Source organism: Bradyrhizobium sp. USDA 4504 (assembly GCF_054063995.1).
In genome coordinates this window covers 7,669,499-7,685,006 of the sequence record NZ_JBSSGV010000001.1, presented here as the reverse complement: position 1 = coordinate 7,685,006, position 15,508 = coordinate 7,669,499, and the positions used below count along the sequence as shown (strand labels likewise).

The 15,508-nt window shown below is 64.9% G+C and carries 11 protein-coding genes; 5 read left to right on the top strand and 6 right to left on the bottom strand.

Annotation, left to right across the window (positions count from 1 at the left end):
* Positions 1 to 8: 8 nt before the first annotated feature.
* Positions 9 to 3,479: an acyl-[ACP]--phospholipid O-acyltransferase gene (locus ACVMB1_RS35980; protein ID WP_076824798.1), complete on the bottom strand. Its 3,471-nt coding sequence runs from the start codon at positions 3,477 to 3,479 to the stop codon at positions 9 to 11.
* Positions 3,480 to 3,766: 287 nt separating this feature from the next.
* Positions 3,767 to 4,024: a hypothetical protein gene (locus tag ACVMB1_RS35975; RefSeq protein WP_057015528.1), complete on the bottom strand. Its 258-nt coding sequence runs from the start codon at positions 4,022 to 4,024 to the stop codon at positions 3,767 to 3,769.
* Between the two features lie 52 nt (positions 4,025 to 4,076).
* On the opposite strand from ACVMB1_RS35975, the gene ACVMB1_RS35970 reads away from it, so the two are divergent.
* Positions 4,077 to 4,697, top strand: coding sequence for a TetR/AcrR family transcriptional regulator (locus ACVMB1_RS35970; RefSeq protein ID WP_194295307.1), 621 nt, complete (start codon positions 4,077 to 4,079; stop codon positions 4,695 to 4,697).
* A 20-nt stretch (positions 4,698 to 4,717) separates the two neighbouring features.
* On the opposite strand, the gene ACVMB1_RS35965 is transcribed toward ACVMB1_RS35970, so the two are convergent.
* Positions 4,718 to 5,716, bottom strand: coding sequence for a winged helix-turn-helix domain-containing protein (locus tag ACVMB1_RS35965; protein ID WP_076824800.1), 999 nt, complete (start codon positions 5,714 to 5,716; stop codon positions 4,718 to 4,720).
* A gap of 151 nt (positions 5,717 to 5,867) precedes the next feature.
* On the opposite strand from ACVMB1_RS35965, the gene ACVMB1_RS35960 reads away from it, so the two are divergent.
* On the top strand, positions 5,868 to 7,046 hold the full coding sequence (locus ACVMB1_RS35960) for an ABC transporter substrate-binding protein (RefSeq protein ID WP_076824802.1): 1,179 nt from the start codon (positions 5,868 to 5,870) through the stop codon (positions 7,044 to 7,046).
* Between the two features lie 159 nt (positions 7,047 to 7,205).
* Here the strand turns inward: ACVMB1_RS35960 and ACVMB1_RS35955 are convergent, their stop codons facing one another.
* Positions 7,206 to 7,625: a hypothetical protein gene (locus ACVMB1_RS35955; RefSeq protein WP_028336188.1), complete on the bottom strand. Its 420-nt coding sequence runs from the start codon at positions 7,623 to 7,625 to the stop codon at positions 7,206 to 7,208.
* Between the two features lie 220 nt (positions 7,626 to 7,845).
* Between ACVMB1_RS35955 and ACVMB1_RS35950 the strand changes: the two genes are divergently transcribed.
* Complete coding sequence (locus ACVMB1_RS35950; RefSeq protein ID WP_076824804.1) at positions 7,846 to 10,113, top strand: DUF2235 domain-containing protein; 2,268 nt, start codon at positions 7,846 to 7,848, stop codon at positions 10,111 to 10,113.
* A 231-nt stretch (positions 10,114 to 10,344) separates the two neighbouring features.
* Entirely contained in the window at positions 10,345 to 12,027 is a 1,683-nt protein-coding gene (locus tag ACVMB1_RS35945) for a phospholipase D-like domain-containing protein (protein WP_076824806.1), read from the top strand.
* Positions 12,028 to 12,093: 66 nt separating this feature from the next.
* Here the strand turns inward: ACVMB1_RS35945 and ACVMB1_RS35940 are convergent, their stop codons facing one another.
* Together ACVMB1_RS35940 and ACVMB1_RS35935 are read right to left on the bottom strand one after the other, a co-directional pair.
* Positions 12,094 to 13,194, bottom strand: a complete 1,101-nt coding sequence (locus ACVMB1_RS35940) for an LLM class flavin-dependent oxidoreductase (RefSeq protein ID WP_076824808.1) — start codon at positions 13,192 to 13,194, stop codon at positions 12,094 to 12,096.
* A 105-nt stretch (positions 13,195 to 13,299) separates the two neighbouring features.
* Positions 13,300 to 13,938, bottom strand: a complete 639-nt coding sequence (locus ACVMB1_RS35935) for a TetR/AcrR family transcriptional regulator (RefSeq protein WP_076824810.1) — start codon at positions 13,936 to 13,938, stop codon at positions 13,300 to 13,302.
* A 55-nt stretch (positions 13,939 to 13,993) separates the two neighbouring features.
* On the opposite strand from ACVMB1_RS35935, the gene ACVMB1_RS35930 reads away from it, so the two are divergent.
* On the top strand, positions 13,994 to 15,505 hold the full coding sequence (locus ACVMB1_RS35930) for an FAD-dependent monooxygenase (RefSeq protein ID WP_200844625.1): 1,512 nt from the start codon (positions 13,994 to 13,996) through the stop codon (positions 15,503 to 15,505).
* The last annotated feature ends 3 nt before the right edge of the window (positions 15,506 to 15,508 follow it).

Genomic DNA, 15,508 nt, shown 5'->3' with positions numbered 1-15,508 from the left:
GCCAAGCCTCATGCAACGTGTTGCGCCAGCTGCGCGGGCTCGGCCTCGCCCTCATCGCCGGCGGGCTCGGCCTGCGGCGCGGGCGCCGCGGCGAGTTCCGCTGCTATTTCCTTGGCCAATGCAGTGGCACCGACATAGTCGGTCTTGCCGGTGCCGAGCAGCGGCACCTTGTCGATGACGCGGATATCGGCCGGCACCGCGAGCTCGGAGGCGCCGACGCTCTTGGCCTGGCGCTGCATCGCGGCGCGGTCGGCGTCCTTCTGCGTAGTGAGCAGCACGATGCGTTCGCCCTTGCGCTGATCGGGCAGCGTGACCGCAACCGACATGGCCTGCGGCCAGATCGCGGCCGCGATCGCCTCCACCGCGGACAATGAGACCATCTCGCCGGCGATCTTGGCGAAGCGCTTGGCACGACCCTTGATCGCGATGAAGCCCTGCGCGTCGACCGAGACGATGTCGCCGGTGTCGTGCCAGCCTTCGGGCAGCGGCTCGAGCACGCCGGGATTCTCGGCACGGAGATAGCCGAGCATCACGTTCGGGCCCTTCACCGACAGGCGGCCGCCTTCCTCGATGCCGGGGACCGGATCGAGACGGTACTGCATCAGCGGCGAGATGCGGCCGACGGTGCCCTGGCGATTGGCCATCGGCGTGTTCATCGCCAGCACCGGCGCGGTCTCGGTGACGCCATAGCCCTCGAGGATGCGGATGCCGTAGCGCTCCATGTAGATCTGCCGCGTGCGCTCCTTCACCGCCTCCGCACCGGCGATGACGAGCCGCAGCGTGCGGAAGTCATAGGCATGCGCCGAGCGGGCGTAGCCGGTGAGGAAGGTGTCGGTGCCGAACAGGATCGTCGCGCCGGTTTGGTAGATCAGCTCGGGCACGATCCGGTAATGCAGCGGCGACGGATACATGAAGATCGGGATGCCGCCGAGGATCGGCATCATCATGCCGCCGGTCAAACCGAACGAGTGGAACACCGGCAGCACGTTGAACACCTTGTCGTTGGCATTGGCATCGACCCGCGCCAGCGCCTGTGCCGCGTTGGCGAGGATGTTGCGATGGGACAGCACGACGCCCTTCGGCGTGCCTTCCGAACCCGAGGTAAACAGGATGACCGCGGGATCGTTGGCCTTGCGGGCGACGCGCGGCGCGATGCCGGCGCGGAAGCCCGCGACCTTGTCGGCGAGGCCGATGCCGGCCCTGACATCCTCGAGATAGACGACGCGCGCCTGGCCGGCGAGCGCCGCGATCAGCTTGTCGAGCTTGCCCTTCTCGATGAAGGCCTGCGAGGTCAGCACGGTCTTCACCTGCGCCGCCTTCATCGCCGCCAGCACATTGACTGGACCTGCCGAGAAGTTGAGCATCGCCGGCACGCGGCCGATGGTCTGCAGCGCCATGAACACGACGGCAACGCCGGCCGAGTTCGGCAGCAGCACCCCGACATTCTCGCCGACCGCGGTGCCCTGCTCGAGCTTGCGGCTCAGCACCTGGGCGCCGAGGATCAGCTTGCGATAGGTCAGCTTGGTGCCGAGCGCGTCCTCGATGATCGGCTTGCCGGTATCGCGGTCGCGATAGGCGTGGCCGAGGCCCTCGAACAGCGTGTGGTCGAGCATCGCGTTCTGGACCATGGCGTTGATCATCACGTCCTGCAGCGCGGCACCGGCGGCATTGCGGCGCGCCTTGCCCTTCAGCGACTGGTCGACCGGCAGCTTCACCGGCGGCAGGATCGAGATCGTCACCTTGGGGAACCAGGAGCGCTTGATCTCGCCATTCTTGAGATAGCTGAGATGCGAACGCTGCGCGCCCTCGATGCGGACCGGGACGACGACCGCATCGGCCTTGTCGGCGATCATTGCGGTGCCATCATAGACCTTCATCAACGAACCCGAGACCGTGATGCGCCCTTCCGGGAAGATCACCACCGGCTCGCCGGCGGCGACCAGCTTGATCAGGTCGCGCGCGGCCAGCGGCTTGGACGGGTCCATCGTGTAGTGCTTGATCATCTTCAGGAACGGCTTGGCCCACCACGCCTTGGAGATGCCGGTGTCGACCGCGAAGCTCGCATCGATCGGCAAGGTGGCGTGCAGCAGCGGGCCATCGACCAGGCTGACATGGTTGGGCGCGATCAGCATCCGCGTGCCCGATGGCGGCAGGTTCTCCATGCCACGCACCTCGACACGGAACAGCGCCCGGAACAGCAGCGCGCCGAAGTCGCGCACGCCCTCCTTGCCCCACTTGCTCAGCACGAACCAGACGGTGCCGAAGCTCGCGACGGCGAGGCCGAAGAAAATCCAGGCGATCGGCAGGCCGATATATTGCAGGGCGCCGACGAACACCGCGCCGGCGACCATGAAGCCGGCCTGCAAAATGTTGCCTGCGGCGATGATGCGGGCGCGCTCGGACGGCGCGGTCCAGGCCTGCACGGCAGCGAACGACGGCACCACGAACAGGCCGCCGCCGAAGGCGAACAGGAAGAAGTCGGCCAGCATGCGGAAGCCGCCGAACGAGGTCGCGAACGCAACCGCGGTGACATCCTTGCCGAGCGAGGTGGTGGCGATCGCCCAGGCGAGGTCGAGGCCGACCACGCCCATCACGATGGCGCCGATCGGCACCAGCGCGAGGTTCGGGCGGACATGGCTCAGCTGCGCGGCGAACAGCGAGCCGGCGGCGATGCCGATCGCGAACACGGCGAGGCACAGCGTGACCACGCCCTCGGTACCGCCGACGCCTTCCTTGATCAGCGCAGGCAGCAGCGACAGCACGATCGCACCGACCATCCAGAACCAGGACACGATCACCATGCCGTCCCACAGCCGCGGCTCGGCATAGAGCGACTTCAACAGGCGCACGGTCGAGGTCCAGGGATTTTTTGTGATCGGCAGATCGGGCGCCGACGGCTGCGTCACCGGGATGCGCGATGCAAACGCCCAGGACAGCACCGACAGGCCGACCACGGCGGCGCAGATCCAGCCCATGTGGCTGGCGCCGGCGACGAACATGCCACCCGCAATGGTGCCGATCAGGATCGCCATGAAGGTTGCGCCCTCGACCAGCGCGTTGCCGGTCGCGAGTTCAGACACCGACAGCTGGTCGGGCAGAACGGCATATTTCACCGGACCGAACAGCGCCGCGACGATGCCGAACAGCGCCAGCGCGATGAACAGCAGCGGGATCGAATGGGTGAAGAAGCCGGCGGCGGCAAAGGCCGCGGCGAAGATCTCGAAGAACTTCAGCCGGCGGGCGACGACGGACTTGATGTAGCGGTCGGCGAGCTCGCCGCCGAGCGCCGAGAGCACGAAGAACGGAGCGATGAACACCGCCCCCGCGAGCTGGACCAGCGCCGGCCCCTGCTCGTTGGCGACGCCATACAGCAGCATGATGACGAGCGCGTTCTTCAGCACGTTGTCGTTCAACGCCGAGCAAAACTGCGACCAGAACAGCGGCGCGAAGCGGCGGGACGTCATCAATTCCTTGATCATGACCGGTTCCTTGGGTTAGCGCGCACGGCGCTGGCAGGTCTGCGAATTCGGGTGGCGGAGAATGGTGAGCATGGAGAAAATGACGGGGATGCCGCAGCCTTTAGTCTTTTCCGCAACGTATCGGTTCGAAGGCGCGCAAAATCGGGCGAACCGGGACGTCGCGACATTGCCCGCCAGAGATGTACGAGACCTTATCCAGACCTGGGGCTGATCGACGCCGGATAGGCTCGCAGGGGACATGGTGAGCGCTTTGTTGAGGTTTCGCCGACAATTGCGGGCCGCGTGCTTCAGGTCAGTTCACTCAAGCCGCCGAACGGTGACCATCGGCAGTTGCGCGGCTTGCAGCGGCCTCCGCTCGCAGCCGCCTGGCGCGGCGCGCGCCGATCCGCGCGCCGCTGCTCCAGGACGCCTGCGACGTCGCAGGCGCGGGCGATCCGCTCGATCGGCGCGGTCGCCAGCGTGAGGACGGCGCGGCCGAAGCCCTTCACGAGCTCGATCGCGTCATCGACAAGGGTGGCGGTCAATTGAAGTGCTAGGGTCTGCATCTGAGTGGCCTCCTATGCCAACTTGAGCAACGCTCAAATTAGTAGTATGAAAATGAACATTGTTCAAGAAGAATCGCGACGAGACCGAAAAAAACTTCAGCGGCGGGCCCTGCTGATCGAGATCGCGCGCCGGTCAATCGCCACTAAGGGATTGAGATCACTCAAGGTTCGCGATGTCGCCGAGGCCGCCGGCTGCTCCATCGGCAGTGTCTATAATGAGTTCGGCGACTTCGACGGGTTGATCCTGACCGTGAACCGGGAGACCGTTCACGCCCTGACCACACGCCTCAAGGCGGTCCCGGCCGACGATCCCCTGCGCCAGCTGCACGGACTTGCCGACGCCTATCTCGGCTTCGCCACCGAGCACGCCAATCTGCTGCGCTCGCTGTTCGAGCACCGGATGGAGGACGACCGGCCGTTTCCGGAAGACATCCTCACGATGGTGATGGAGGCGTTCGCGCTGATGCATGCGCCGCTGCTCCGGCTGCTGCCCGATCGCGATCCCGACGATGTCGCGTTGCTGTCGCGGACGATGTTCTCCGCGGTCCACGGCATCATCTCGCTCGGCCTCGAAGAGCGCATGGTCGCGGTCCCGCCTGAGATGCTGCGCGAGCGCCTCGCGCAGTTCGTCGACACGCATCTGGCGGGGCTCGGTGTTTCGCGGCGCGCGTAATCACACCGGGTGCGCTTCGATCAGGTTTGACTGCGTGCAATGGGGCCTGGGTGGGCAAGGGTCCAGAGCGGTTCGAGGAACACGACACCGGTACCTCCCTCACGGAAGACGAGCTTGAACTCGATCCGCCCATCCGCGGTGATGGAGGCGGAATGCAGTCCGGTATTGCCGTCATAGCGCAAGACGTCGTCGAGGACATATCCGGTGAAGCCACCGGAAAAGCCGGGCCCGGGTACACGGCTGTGCGGCATCGCCGGGCCGTTCACGAGATAGCCGGTCGCGACACAATCCCGATCGACATTGGTGACGATCATCATGAATTGGCGGTGCGAATTGATCCAACCCTCGGCGCTCACCCACACGCCGAGAAAGCGGCGGACATTGTCCGGCACGTCGCTTGCCGGCGCGCGAACGCGATAGGCGGGAAGCGGCAGCTGCTTCTCGGCGGCCAGCGCGGTGATCCGCTCGACATCCTGCTTCGGCACGATGCCGTGATCCTGCGGCACAAGCCAGTGCGCCAATTCGGCCAGAGGATGCCACATCCCGTTGGCCAGCGGCGGCACGGATGCGAATGATGCGAAGGCGATCACCGACAGGCCGGCGATCAGCAACCATCGGGGAAGCGCGGCCAAGCGTGCCGCGATACCGCGGGGAGCGGACGTTCGGCGCGAGACGTTCTGCGATCCATGATCGTGCGGCGGCGGCAGCGGCCTGGCATCGAGGCGATAGCCGCGGCGAGACACCGTCTTGATGATGCGGTGGTCATCATCGCGCAGCTTCAGGCGCAACTCGCGGACGCATTGGACGAGCGAGTCGTCGGAAACCGCGACGTTGCCCCAGACCGCCTCGTGCAGATCCTGCTTGGATGCCAGCCGCCCGGCATTGCTGGCGAGATAGCCGAGCACCGCGAATGATTTCGGCCTGAGATCGAGATCGACGCCATCCACGCGGGCTACGCCGCGGGCGAGATCAAGCTCAAAGGAATCAAATATCAAAACGGAATCAGTCGCCGGGTCCATAGAGGTCACTCCATGCCCACAGACGGCACCAATCGGGAAAATTTAGCAGGAAATTCGGCGTTCTGTCACTTCTTCATCAGGACTTCCCTGGCGCGAAGCCGATAGTCGCGAACCGGCCCGGCATCATCTCCGGGCTCGCGGGAGGTTGGCCATGTCGAGTACCCGGTTTGCCATGTTGGTCGGGGCCGTTCTGGCGCTTGCGGCGGTGCGACCGGGACCCACCCAGGCGCAGGACGTCGTAAGGGTCGGGCTGGTGATGCCATTGACCGGCGTCCTGGGGCCGGTCGGCAAGCAGGCGGTCGCCGGGGCGCGGCTCTACATGGCGCAGCACGGCGACATGGTCGCCGGCCGCAAGGTCGAATTGATCGTCCGGGACGATGCCAGCGTGCCCGACAATGCCAAGCGCATTGCGCAGGAGCTGATCGTCAACGACGGGGTGGCAATCCTCGGCGGCGGGTTGACGCCGAGCGTGCTGGCGCTCGCGCCGCTGGCCAATGAGAGCAAGACGGCAACCGTCGTGATGGTATCGGGCACTTCGATCGTGACCGAACGGTCGCCTTACTTCGTGCGCACCAGCTGGACGCACGCGCAGCAGGCCAGCGTGCTGGCGGATTGGGCGGCGAGAAACGGATCGAAACGGGCCACCATCATCGCATCCGACTGGGCACCCGGGCGCGAAGCCGCCGGCGTATTTTCGGCGAGCTTCACCGCGGCAGGTGGAACGATCGTCGAAGCGCTGAAAGTGCCGCTGGCCAACCCCGATTTCGCGCCGTTCCTGCAGCGCGCGCGGGATGGCAATCCCGACACTCTGTTCATTTTTGTCCCGACAAGCCAGGCCGGTATCCTGGCCAAGCAGTTCGTCGAGCGCGGGCTCGACAAGAGCGGGATCAAGCTGATCGGCCCCGGCGACATCGCCGACGACGAGGACCTGCCGGGCATGAGCGATGCGATGATCGGCATGATCACGGCGGGGTTCTACTCCGCCGCGCATCCATCCGAGCTGAACCGCGACTATGTCGCGGCGTTTCGCAAGGCCAACGCGAATGTTCGACCGAACTTCATCAGCGTCAGCGCCTATGACGGCATGCATCTGATTTACGAGGCGCTGAAGGTGACCGGCGGCAAGACCAATGGCGATGCGCTGGTCGAAGCCATGAAGGGCATGGCCTGGGAAAGCCCGCGTGGCCCGATGTCGATCGACCCGAAGACGCGCGAAGTCGTCCACGACATCTACATTCGCAGGGTCGAGAAGGTCGGCGGCGAGCTCTACAGCGTCGAGCAGGAGACGTTCAAGGCGGTCAAGGACCCCGCCAAGGTCGCGAACCGATGAGGGAGGCGCAGTAGCAGCTGATCCGGCTCGGCGTAGGCCTTTGCGGTGTCCCGGCGTAGCGGTGACGGCCGACACAGGACTTGCGTTCAGACCATCCCCCCTGCAACACGACCGATCCCGAGCCAGCAAACCAGCCTCGTCCAACGCCACTCCGACGCTTCACGCGCGCGCCCGCGCGATCGTGCCGCCGACGATCTGCATGGCAACGCCGAGCACCCAGCCCGCCATGATGGCCGCGGTCCAGCCGATGTCCGGCTCGCTGCGCAGCACGACGACGCCAACCGAGAAGAACGCAACCATTGTCGCGAGGAAGGTCCCGATCGCGCCGAGCAGCTCCGCCGCGTCGATCTTGCGCATCGAGGCCGAATCCTTCGGATGGAACAGCTTGGGCGGCGTATCGATGCCGAGATAGAAGCCGATCGCTCCGCCCAGCATCATGACGAGCAGGAACGCCTGCGAGGTCAGCGCCGAGACGCTCGAGCCGACATGGATGGCGACAAACAGACCGCTTGCGGCTCCCGCCAAAGCAAGGCCGAAGCGCTCAAGGACGTGGGCAAATTTTCTGACGTGGCTGCGCATGGCTGTGCCTCATCAATGAATTGCGCCGCTATTAGGCTAGGCCTTTTCGCAGCAACGCGAAAGCGGTCACCTCTCACATGGCCGCGACCACGTGACGCTTTGTGCGCTAGTTCACACCTATCGCGGCATGGAATGATTAAAGAGCGATCAAAGGTAGCAAACGATCCGGTCCCTGCTACGCTGCGCCATCCGCTTCATTCGTTTCAGCGAGCGTCTTTCAATGCCGAGTCCGAAGATCATTATTCTGTCCGATGGCACCGGCAACGCCGCTTCCAGCGTCTGGCGCACCAATGTCTGGCGGATCTTCCAGTCGCTCGATTTGCAGGGCGATACGCAGGCCGCCAAGTATGATGACGGCGTCGGCACGTCGAAATTCATTCCGCTGGCAATCCTCGGCGGCGCCTTCGGCTACGGTCTCAAGCGCAATATCCTCGACGCCTACAAGTTCATCTGCCGGAACTACGACCACGCGAACGATTCGAAGGTCTACCTGTTCGGATTCAGCCGCGGCGCGTTCACCGTGCGCACGCTCGCCGCACTCATCCTCGATCAGGGCCTGATCGTCGCGGACACCGAATCCGAGCTGCACGACGGCGCGGTGAAGGCCTATCGCGCATACCGGGCCGAGGGCTACCACTCGATCTGGCGCATCGAGGTGCTGTTCCGCGCGCTGCGCGACTATGTTCTTGTGCCGCTGTGGGATCGCCTTCGAGGCAACAAGCCGTATGCAAGGATCGCGCGGAAGCCGGTGCCGGCGATCGAGTTCATCGGCATCTGGGATACCGTCGCGGCCTATGGCCTGCCGATCGACGAGATGACGCGCGGCATCTCCAACTGGGTGTGGCCGCTCGAACTACCGAACCGGATTCTCAGCCCGAAGGTCAAGTGCGCGCGACACGCGCTGGCGCTCGACGACGAGCGCACGACCTTTCATCCGGTGCTCTGGACCGAGCAAGAGCCGGGGCAGCCCGCACCGGCCGTGCCGACCAGCATCGATGGCGAGCGCCTCGTCCAGGTCTGGTTCGTCGGCATGCACGCCAATGTCGGCGGCGGCTATCCGGACGACGCCGTCGCCTTCGTGCCGCTGGCCTGGCTGGTCGACGAAGCCGTCAAGCGCGGCCTCGCATTCAAGAGCGCACCGATCGCCGACCCTGACGCGATCAAGTCAATCAAGTCCTCCGAGGACAAGGATGGCCGCCTCTACGATTCGCGGGTGGGCCTCGGCGCGTACTACCGGTACGGTCCGCGCAAGGTCGCCGACCTCTGCAACGATCCCTATGCCGGCGTCAGCGTGCCGATGCCGAAGATCCACGAGAGCGTGTTCGAGCGGATCAACAGCGGCGCCAATGCCTATGCCCCGATCGGACTTCCGCCGAACTACGTGGTCGTCTCGCGCAGCGGCCAGGTCACCCCGCTCGGCGCCAATACGTTTGAGACGCCCGCGGGCGCACCGGCGCGCTATGCCGCGCAGGAGAAGCTGTGGAACTACGTCTGGCTGCGGCGGATCGCCTACTTCGCCACTCTGGCGGCGTCGCTGCATCTGGCCGCGTTCTGGCTGTTCCACAACCAGCATAAGGAGCACGAATTCAGCTCCTATGTCAGGATGATTTCGGAGCTGGTGCGCTTCGTTCAATCATTCCTGCCCGATTCCTTTCATTGGTGGACCGATTGGTACGCCGGCAATCCGGAATGGTTCGCCGGCGGCATCCTTGCTGTCATCGTGCTGATGGGTGCCGGCAGTTCGCTCAGCGCGACGATCAGCGACAGGATGCGGATCATCTGGCGTGACCGCGCGAAGCCGACGCCACTCTCCGGGTTCTTGCACGATGCGATCTATCGATTCCGTACCAGCGCGGTCTATCAGTGGATTCTCAATGTCGGAAAGCGGCATGTCGTCCCTTTCCTGCTCACGGCCCTGCTGGTCTGGTTCAGCGCGACGCTGGCCAGCCACTTCCTGTTCAATCTCGCCGATTCGACGGGGGCATTCTGCAAGGGCACTGCAACGGACAAGCTTGTCGCCGTCGACAAGGGCATCCCGCAGGATGCCGCCGACTTCGACACCGGCGCCATCTGTGCGCCGACCGGCCTCAAGGTCCGCACCGGGTTCAAATACGAGATCGCGATCACGATGTCGGAGCCATGGGAGGACGCCGGCCGCGCGGTGACGCCGATCGGATACCGGACCTCGACCATCGAAGGCACAAAGCAGTTGCGCGGCTATTTCGCGATCTTCCTGCGGCGGATCCTGTTCCGGCCATGGTTCAGGCTGATCGCACGGGTCGGAGAGACCGGCGTCGACGAGTATTTTCTCGACCCCCTGCCGATGTCGAACACCGACCCGCAGGTCTACAAGGCGCGTTTCACCGCCGATCGCAGCGGCGAGATCTTCCTCTACGTCAACCAGGCCGTCATCAGCCTGCCCTGGGTCTGCGGATGGTTCTACGGCGACCATAAGGGCAAGGCGAAGGTCACGGTGCGGTTGCTGTAGGAAGCCGCGATCGGGCCCACAGCATCGCGGCCCAACGGGTGCGCACGACGTGACCGATCTGTGATCCTGCCGACAGACCAGGTTGTAGATTGTCTGGCATACTCTCCTTGCTAGATCAGCTGCCCCGACGCCCGGAACGATCCGACGCGACTTCAGGGATCGCCGGGCGACGTTGACGCGCCAGGTTCATGTCGACCGGATATTTCTCAGCCGCGATTTGGAGGCATCACCATGATTTCCACAATTCAGGCGTTCCCGACCACCGACGGCATCTTCGTGGTCTGGGAGGTCGCGGCAATGATCCCGGACTGCCTCGGCTTTGCGCTGTATCGTCAGCAGCAGGGCAAAAGTGCAACCGTGGTCGACACCTGGGTCGGGTTCGAGGACCAGGCGCAGGATCACAAGCCGGGCGAACATCGGCCGAGCACCGAATGGCCGGTGCAGAAGACCAACTGGACCGATTTCCTGGCGCCAACCGACGCGCCGGTCCGCTATGGCGTCGTTCCGGTTCTCAAGGACGGCGCCACCAAGGTGAAGCCCGCCTACAGTGCGCCAGCGACATGGACCGAATACGTCTCCGCAATGCCGTCGGGCCTGCTCAAGCCATGGTTCAACCGCGGCACGATCTCGGCGCAATGGCTGTCGCGCGCGATCGGCAAGGACAAAAAGCCGGCGCAAACCCTGGAGAAGGCGATCTCGACCAAGGGCAACAAGATCCGTGACTTCCTCAAGGGCCAGCTCGGCGCCCGCCTGCTGGCGCTGTTGGCTGAAGCCAAGAAGAGCAAGCGCGACGTCTATCTCGCGCTCTACGAGCTCAACGACCCTGAGCTGATCGCCGCGCTGACCGCGATGAAGGGCAAGGCGCACGTCGTGCTCGGCAACAGCACAGGCAAGTCCGACGCCACCGCCAAGGACACCGAGAAGAACGCCGGCGTGCTGAAGAAGGCCGGCGTCGACATCGTTCGCCGCAAGATCGCGCCGAGCCGTTACGCCCACAACAAGTTCGCGGTGTTCTGCGACGGCGCGCAGAAGCCGAAGGTGGTCTGGACCGGCAGCACCAACTGGACCCGGTCCGGACTGTGCACCCAGAACAACAACGGGCTCGAGATCACCGACGACAAGGTCGCGGCGGCCTATCATGACCATTGGAAAGCGATCTACGCCGACGGCAGCAAGTCGCCGAAGGCGCTGGCCGTGGCCGGCGATCACGAATGGCCCTTCACCATCGGCAAGTCGAAGCTCAGCGTCTGGTTCACGCCCACCACCAGGAGCGGCGACCTCAAGGAAGCCACCAGGATGATCGAGGACACCGAGCATGGCGCGGCGTGCCTGATGCTCAATCCCGGCAACAAGGGCCTGCTCGGCCCGATCCTGGAGAAGGCGCAGGACAAGAAGCTTTATGTGCGCGGGGTGCTCAACAATTTCCCGGCGCAGGGCAAGGACAGCCCGAAGGATCAGCTGCAGCTCCTGGCCGGCGACGGACAGCAGCAGGTCTTCAAGGGCAAGCAGATCGCCGACGTGATCCGGCCCGCCGGCATCGACAAGACCGCGGACTGGTGGGAGCACGAGATCAAGAACACCGGCAAATTCATGATCGCCGTGCACAGCAAGGTGATCGTGCTGGATCCGGCCGGCAAGAACGCGGTGGTCATGACCGGCTCGCACAATTTCTCCGACCGCGCCAGCACCAAGAACGACGACAACCTCGTCATCATCAGGGGCGATTCGCAGCTGGCGCTGACCTATGCCGCGCGCATCGTCAGCATCTACGGCCAGTATCGCTGGCAGGCCTGGCGCAACACGCCGGAGGGCCAGAAGGACAAGGGTCTGAAGCGCAGCGACACCTGGCTGAGCAACCGCATCGGCAAGGGCTGGGCGGAAACCGAAACGCGGTTCTGGCTCGGCACCACCTGACGCCGGCGATCCGTCGTGAACAAGGGGCAGCGTTACCGCTGCCCCTTGTTATCCTCTCCGCCAAACCTACGCCGCGCGGCCGACCGAGGCGTCGAGATGCTTCAGCCGCGGCAGCACCTCCTGCTTCAGGAGCCGCAGCGAATTGTGCCAGGCTTCCGGCTTGTGCTTGTAGTCGAAGCCGAACACCAGGAGCACGCCGAAGCCGCCGACCTCCTGGTAGATCTGCTCGATCTTCTCGGTGACGGTCGCGGGCGAGCCGACGATCCAGTTGTTGCGCGCGCAATATTCGACCGTGACGTCGCTGTCCGGCACGTCGGGCGAGGCCTTCAAGTAATCCTTGAAACCAAAGTGGCCGAGCAGCGGCAGGAAGTACTCGCCCATCATCCGGCCCATCATGTCGCCGGTCGACAGCTTCCATGCTTCTTGATCGGTGTCGGCGACGAATACCTCGCGCACCATTCGCCAATCCTTGCGGCTCGGCGTGCGGCCGGTCTTGGCCGCGCCCGCCTCCACCGAGTCCCAGTGGCTGCCGACATAGGCCGGGTTGAGGTTGAGGCTCATCGGAATGAAGCCGCGCTCGCCGGCGAGCTTCAGCGTGTCCGAATTCTTGGAGAGCCCCGCGACGCCGATCGGCGGATGCGGCGCTTGCTGAGGCTTGATATGCGGCTTGAGGAAATCGAACATCGTGTCCGGCTTGGTCACGGTCCAGAACTTGCCCTTGTGGGTCCAGGGCGCCGGCTCGGTCCACATCTTCAAAATGATCTCGAGCGCCTCGCGGGTCATGTCGCGGTTCTGTCCTGACATGCCGTCGACATTGAACATCGCCCAGTCGCTCGGCAGCCCGGAGGCCGCGACGCCGAAGTTGAGCCGCCCGTTCGAGAGATGATCGAGCATCGCGACGCGGTTGGCGAGCTCTGCCGGGTGATGATACGGCAGCAGGAAGCCGCCGGGTCCGATGCGGATGTTCTTGGTCTGCAGCAGCGCCTGCGCCACCAGCAGGTCGGGCGACGGGTGCGGCTCCCAGGGTGCGGTGTGGTGCTCGCCGATCCAGGCTTCCTGATAGCCGAGTTCGTCGAGCCAGCGCAGCACCTGCAGGTCCCAGTCGTGGCCCTCCTTCAATCCGCACTCCGGCGGATGCGACGGCATCGCGAAGTATCCGAGTTCCATGGGTTTCCTCTCTTTGTTCGATGCGTGTCTTCCGCACGCGCTTCGAGAGTAGCTGCCCCGGCTACGGCAGAACAATGGCCTTGTCGCATCCGGCTCGGCCGGGATTCATGCGTAGGGCGTATCCTTCAGCATGATCGCGATACCGGAAAAGCTTCGCTCCATGATCCGCAGAAAGGTCTCGCGTGACGATGCAGCCGACCTGCGGGCCTTGTGCTCGCGAAGCCCTTCCGCATAGGCGACGGTCAGCGCCGTGACCACCATCGACGCGGCGAGCCGGGCATCGGCATCGGCGAGCGGGCGCTTGATGGCTGCCGCCAGCACGCTCGCGAGATCATCGATCAGTTCGTCACGCATCTCGCGCGCCCGCGCCGAGAGCACCGGGCTCTCGGCGACGGTGCGCCAGAATTTCGCCGTTGCGTCGGTGAATTTCGCGAACGGATGCACGCGATCCGCCAGGCTGTGCACCAGCTTGCGGAGCGTCGCGATCGGCGCCTCGCCGGCCGGACGCTCGGCAAAGGCAGTCCGCAGCAACTGACGGCTTTCCTCTTCACGGTCGAAGAACAGGTCTTCCTTGCGTGGAAAGTAATTGAACACCGTCATCCGGGAGACCTCGGCTGCCTCGGCGACTTCGGCCACCGAAACATTGTCGAAGCCCCGTTCCAGGAACAGCTCGGTGGCGACATCCGAGATCGCCTGGCGCGTCGCCTCCTTCTTCCGCTCCCGCAACCCGCCCTGATTTGACATGCGGGAATTTGTACCATAATAAATATTATACTTAGTATAATTTTATGGTGACGGCGTGACGCGTGAACGAACCGATGTGGTTGTGGTCGGTGCCGGGCCGACCGGACTGCTGCTGGCGATCGAACTGACCCTGGGCGGCGCCGACGTGATCGTCATCGAGCGGCTGGCCGAGCCCGACCAGACCATCAAGGCCGGCGCGATCGGCGCGCTGGCAGGCGAGGCCCTCGAGCGCCGCGGCCTCGGCGATGCGATGAATGCGGTCGAACGCAGCATGGCGGACAGCATGTCCAGGCTCATGAAGGGCTCGGGCGATGCGAACGACCTGCCGTTCAAGAAATTCGGCGGTCACTTCTCGGGCATTTTCCTGATCGACCAGACGCGTCAGCGCGAGCCGGACCGGCGGTTGCGCGGGGTGAACCAGCAAGCCCTGGAAAGCATGCTTGCCGAGCGCGCCCACGCGCTCGGCATCGAGATCAGGCGCGGCTGCGAGTTGATCGATTTCGAGGATAGCGGCGACGGCGTCGTGGCGCAAACTAAGGACGCGTCCGGCGATGCCACGCTGCACGCGGCCTATCTCGTCGGCTGCGACGGCGGACGCAGCGCCGTGCGCAAGCGCGCAGGCTTCGCATTCCCCGGCACCGAACCGACCCTCACCGGACACCAGGCCATCGTCGATCTCGATCATCCGGATCGACTTCTGCCGGTCGGCTGGCGGCGAACGCCGGTCGGCATGATGGCCTATGGACCGATTCCTGGCCGGGTGTTCCTGGCCGAGTTCGACGGACCGCCGGCCGATCGCAGCGCGCCGGTCACGCGCGAGGAGATCGAGACCACCCTGCGCCGGATCAGCGGCGTCGACGTTCGCGTCACCGCTGTCAAGACCGCGACGCGCTTCACCGACAATGCGCGACAGGCCGACAGCTATCGCAGGGGCCGCGTCCTCTTGGCGGGCGATGCGGCGCATGTGCACTCGCCATTCGGCGGACAAGGCCTCAATCTCGGCCTGCTCGATGCGGTCAATCTCGGCTGGAAGCTTGCGGCGGTCGTGTGCGATCGCATGCCCGACAGCCTGCTCGACAGCTACACCGAGGAGCGGCACCCGATCGCGGCAAGGGTGCTGGCCAACACCCGCGCCCAGGTCGCCTTGATGCGGCCTGATGTGTTGACGGACGCCCTGCGCGACATCGTCGCTGATCTGATGAGCCTTGACGAGGGCACCCGCTATTTCGGCGAAATGATCAGCGGCGTCAGGATCCGTTACGATCTCGGCAGCGACCATCCATCGGTCGGCCGGCTCTCCGGCAATTTCGCTCTCGGCGACGGCGACGCGGAAACAACCCTGTTCGATCAGATGGAGGACGGCAGGGCCGTGCTGATCGATGCGACTGATGGAGCCGCGTCAGCGATCGCGGCACGCTGGGATATCTTCGTGCGATGCGTGCCGCGACGTAGCGGCGCTTCGCTGCTGATCCGCCCGGATGCCTGCATCGCCTGGGCGGCCGACGACGCCGACACGACGGGCCTCGACGCCGCGCTGACGCGCTGGTTCGGGCCCGCCATGCCGTGACCT

Coding starts and splice junctions, on each gene's coding strand:
- ACVMB1_RS35965 (WP_076824800.1), bottom strand. CDS start 5,716: ATGGACCCGGCGACTGATTCCGTTTTGATATTTGATTCCTTTGAGCTT.
- ACVMB1_RS35940 (WP_076824808.1), bottom strand. CDS start 13,194: ATGGAACTCGGATACTTCGCGATGCCGTCGCATCCGCCGGAGTGCGGA.
- ACVMB1_RS35975 (WP_057015528.1), bottom strand. CDS start 4,024: ATGCAGACCCTAGCACTTCAATTGACCGCCACCCTTGTCGATGACGCG.
- ACVMB1_RS35955 (WP_028336188.1), bottom strand. CDS start 7,625: ATGCGCAGCCACGTCAGAAAATTTGCCCACGTCCTTGAGCGCTTCGGC.
- ACVMB1_RS35950 (WP_076824804.1), top strand. CDS start 7,846: ATGCCGAGTCCGAAGATCATTATTCTGTCCGATGGCACCGGCAACGCC.
- ACVMB1_RS35980 (WP_076824798.1), bottom strand. CDS start 3,479: ATGATCAAGGAATTGATGACGTCCCGCCGCTTCGCGCCGCTGTTCTGG.
- ACVMB1_RS35960 (WP_076824802.1), top strand. CDS start 5,868: ATGTCGAGTACCCGGTTTGCCATGTTGGTCGGGGCCGTTCTGGCGCTT.
- ACVMB1_RS35935 (WP_076824810.1), bottom strand. CDS start 13,938: ATGTCAAATCAGGGCGGGTTGCGGGAGCGGAAGAAGGAGGCGACGCGC.
- ACVMB1_RS35970 (WP_194295307.1), top strand. CDS start 4,077: ATGAACATTGTTCAAGAAGAATCGCGACGAGACCGAAAAAAACTTCAG.
- ACVMB1_RS35945 (WP_076824806.1), top strand. CDS start 10,345: ATGATTTCCACAATTCAGGCGTTCCCGACCACCGACGGCATCTTCGTG.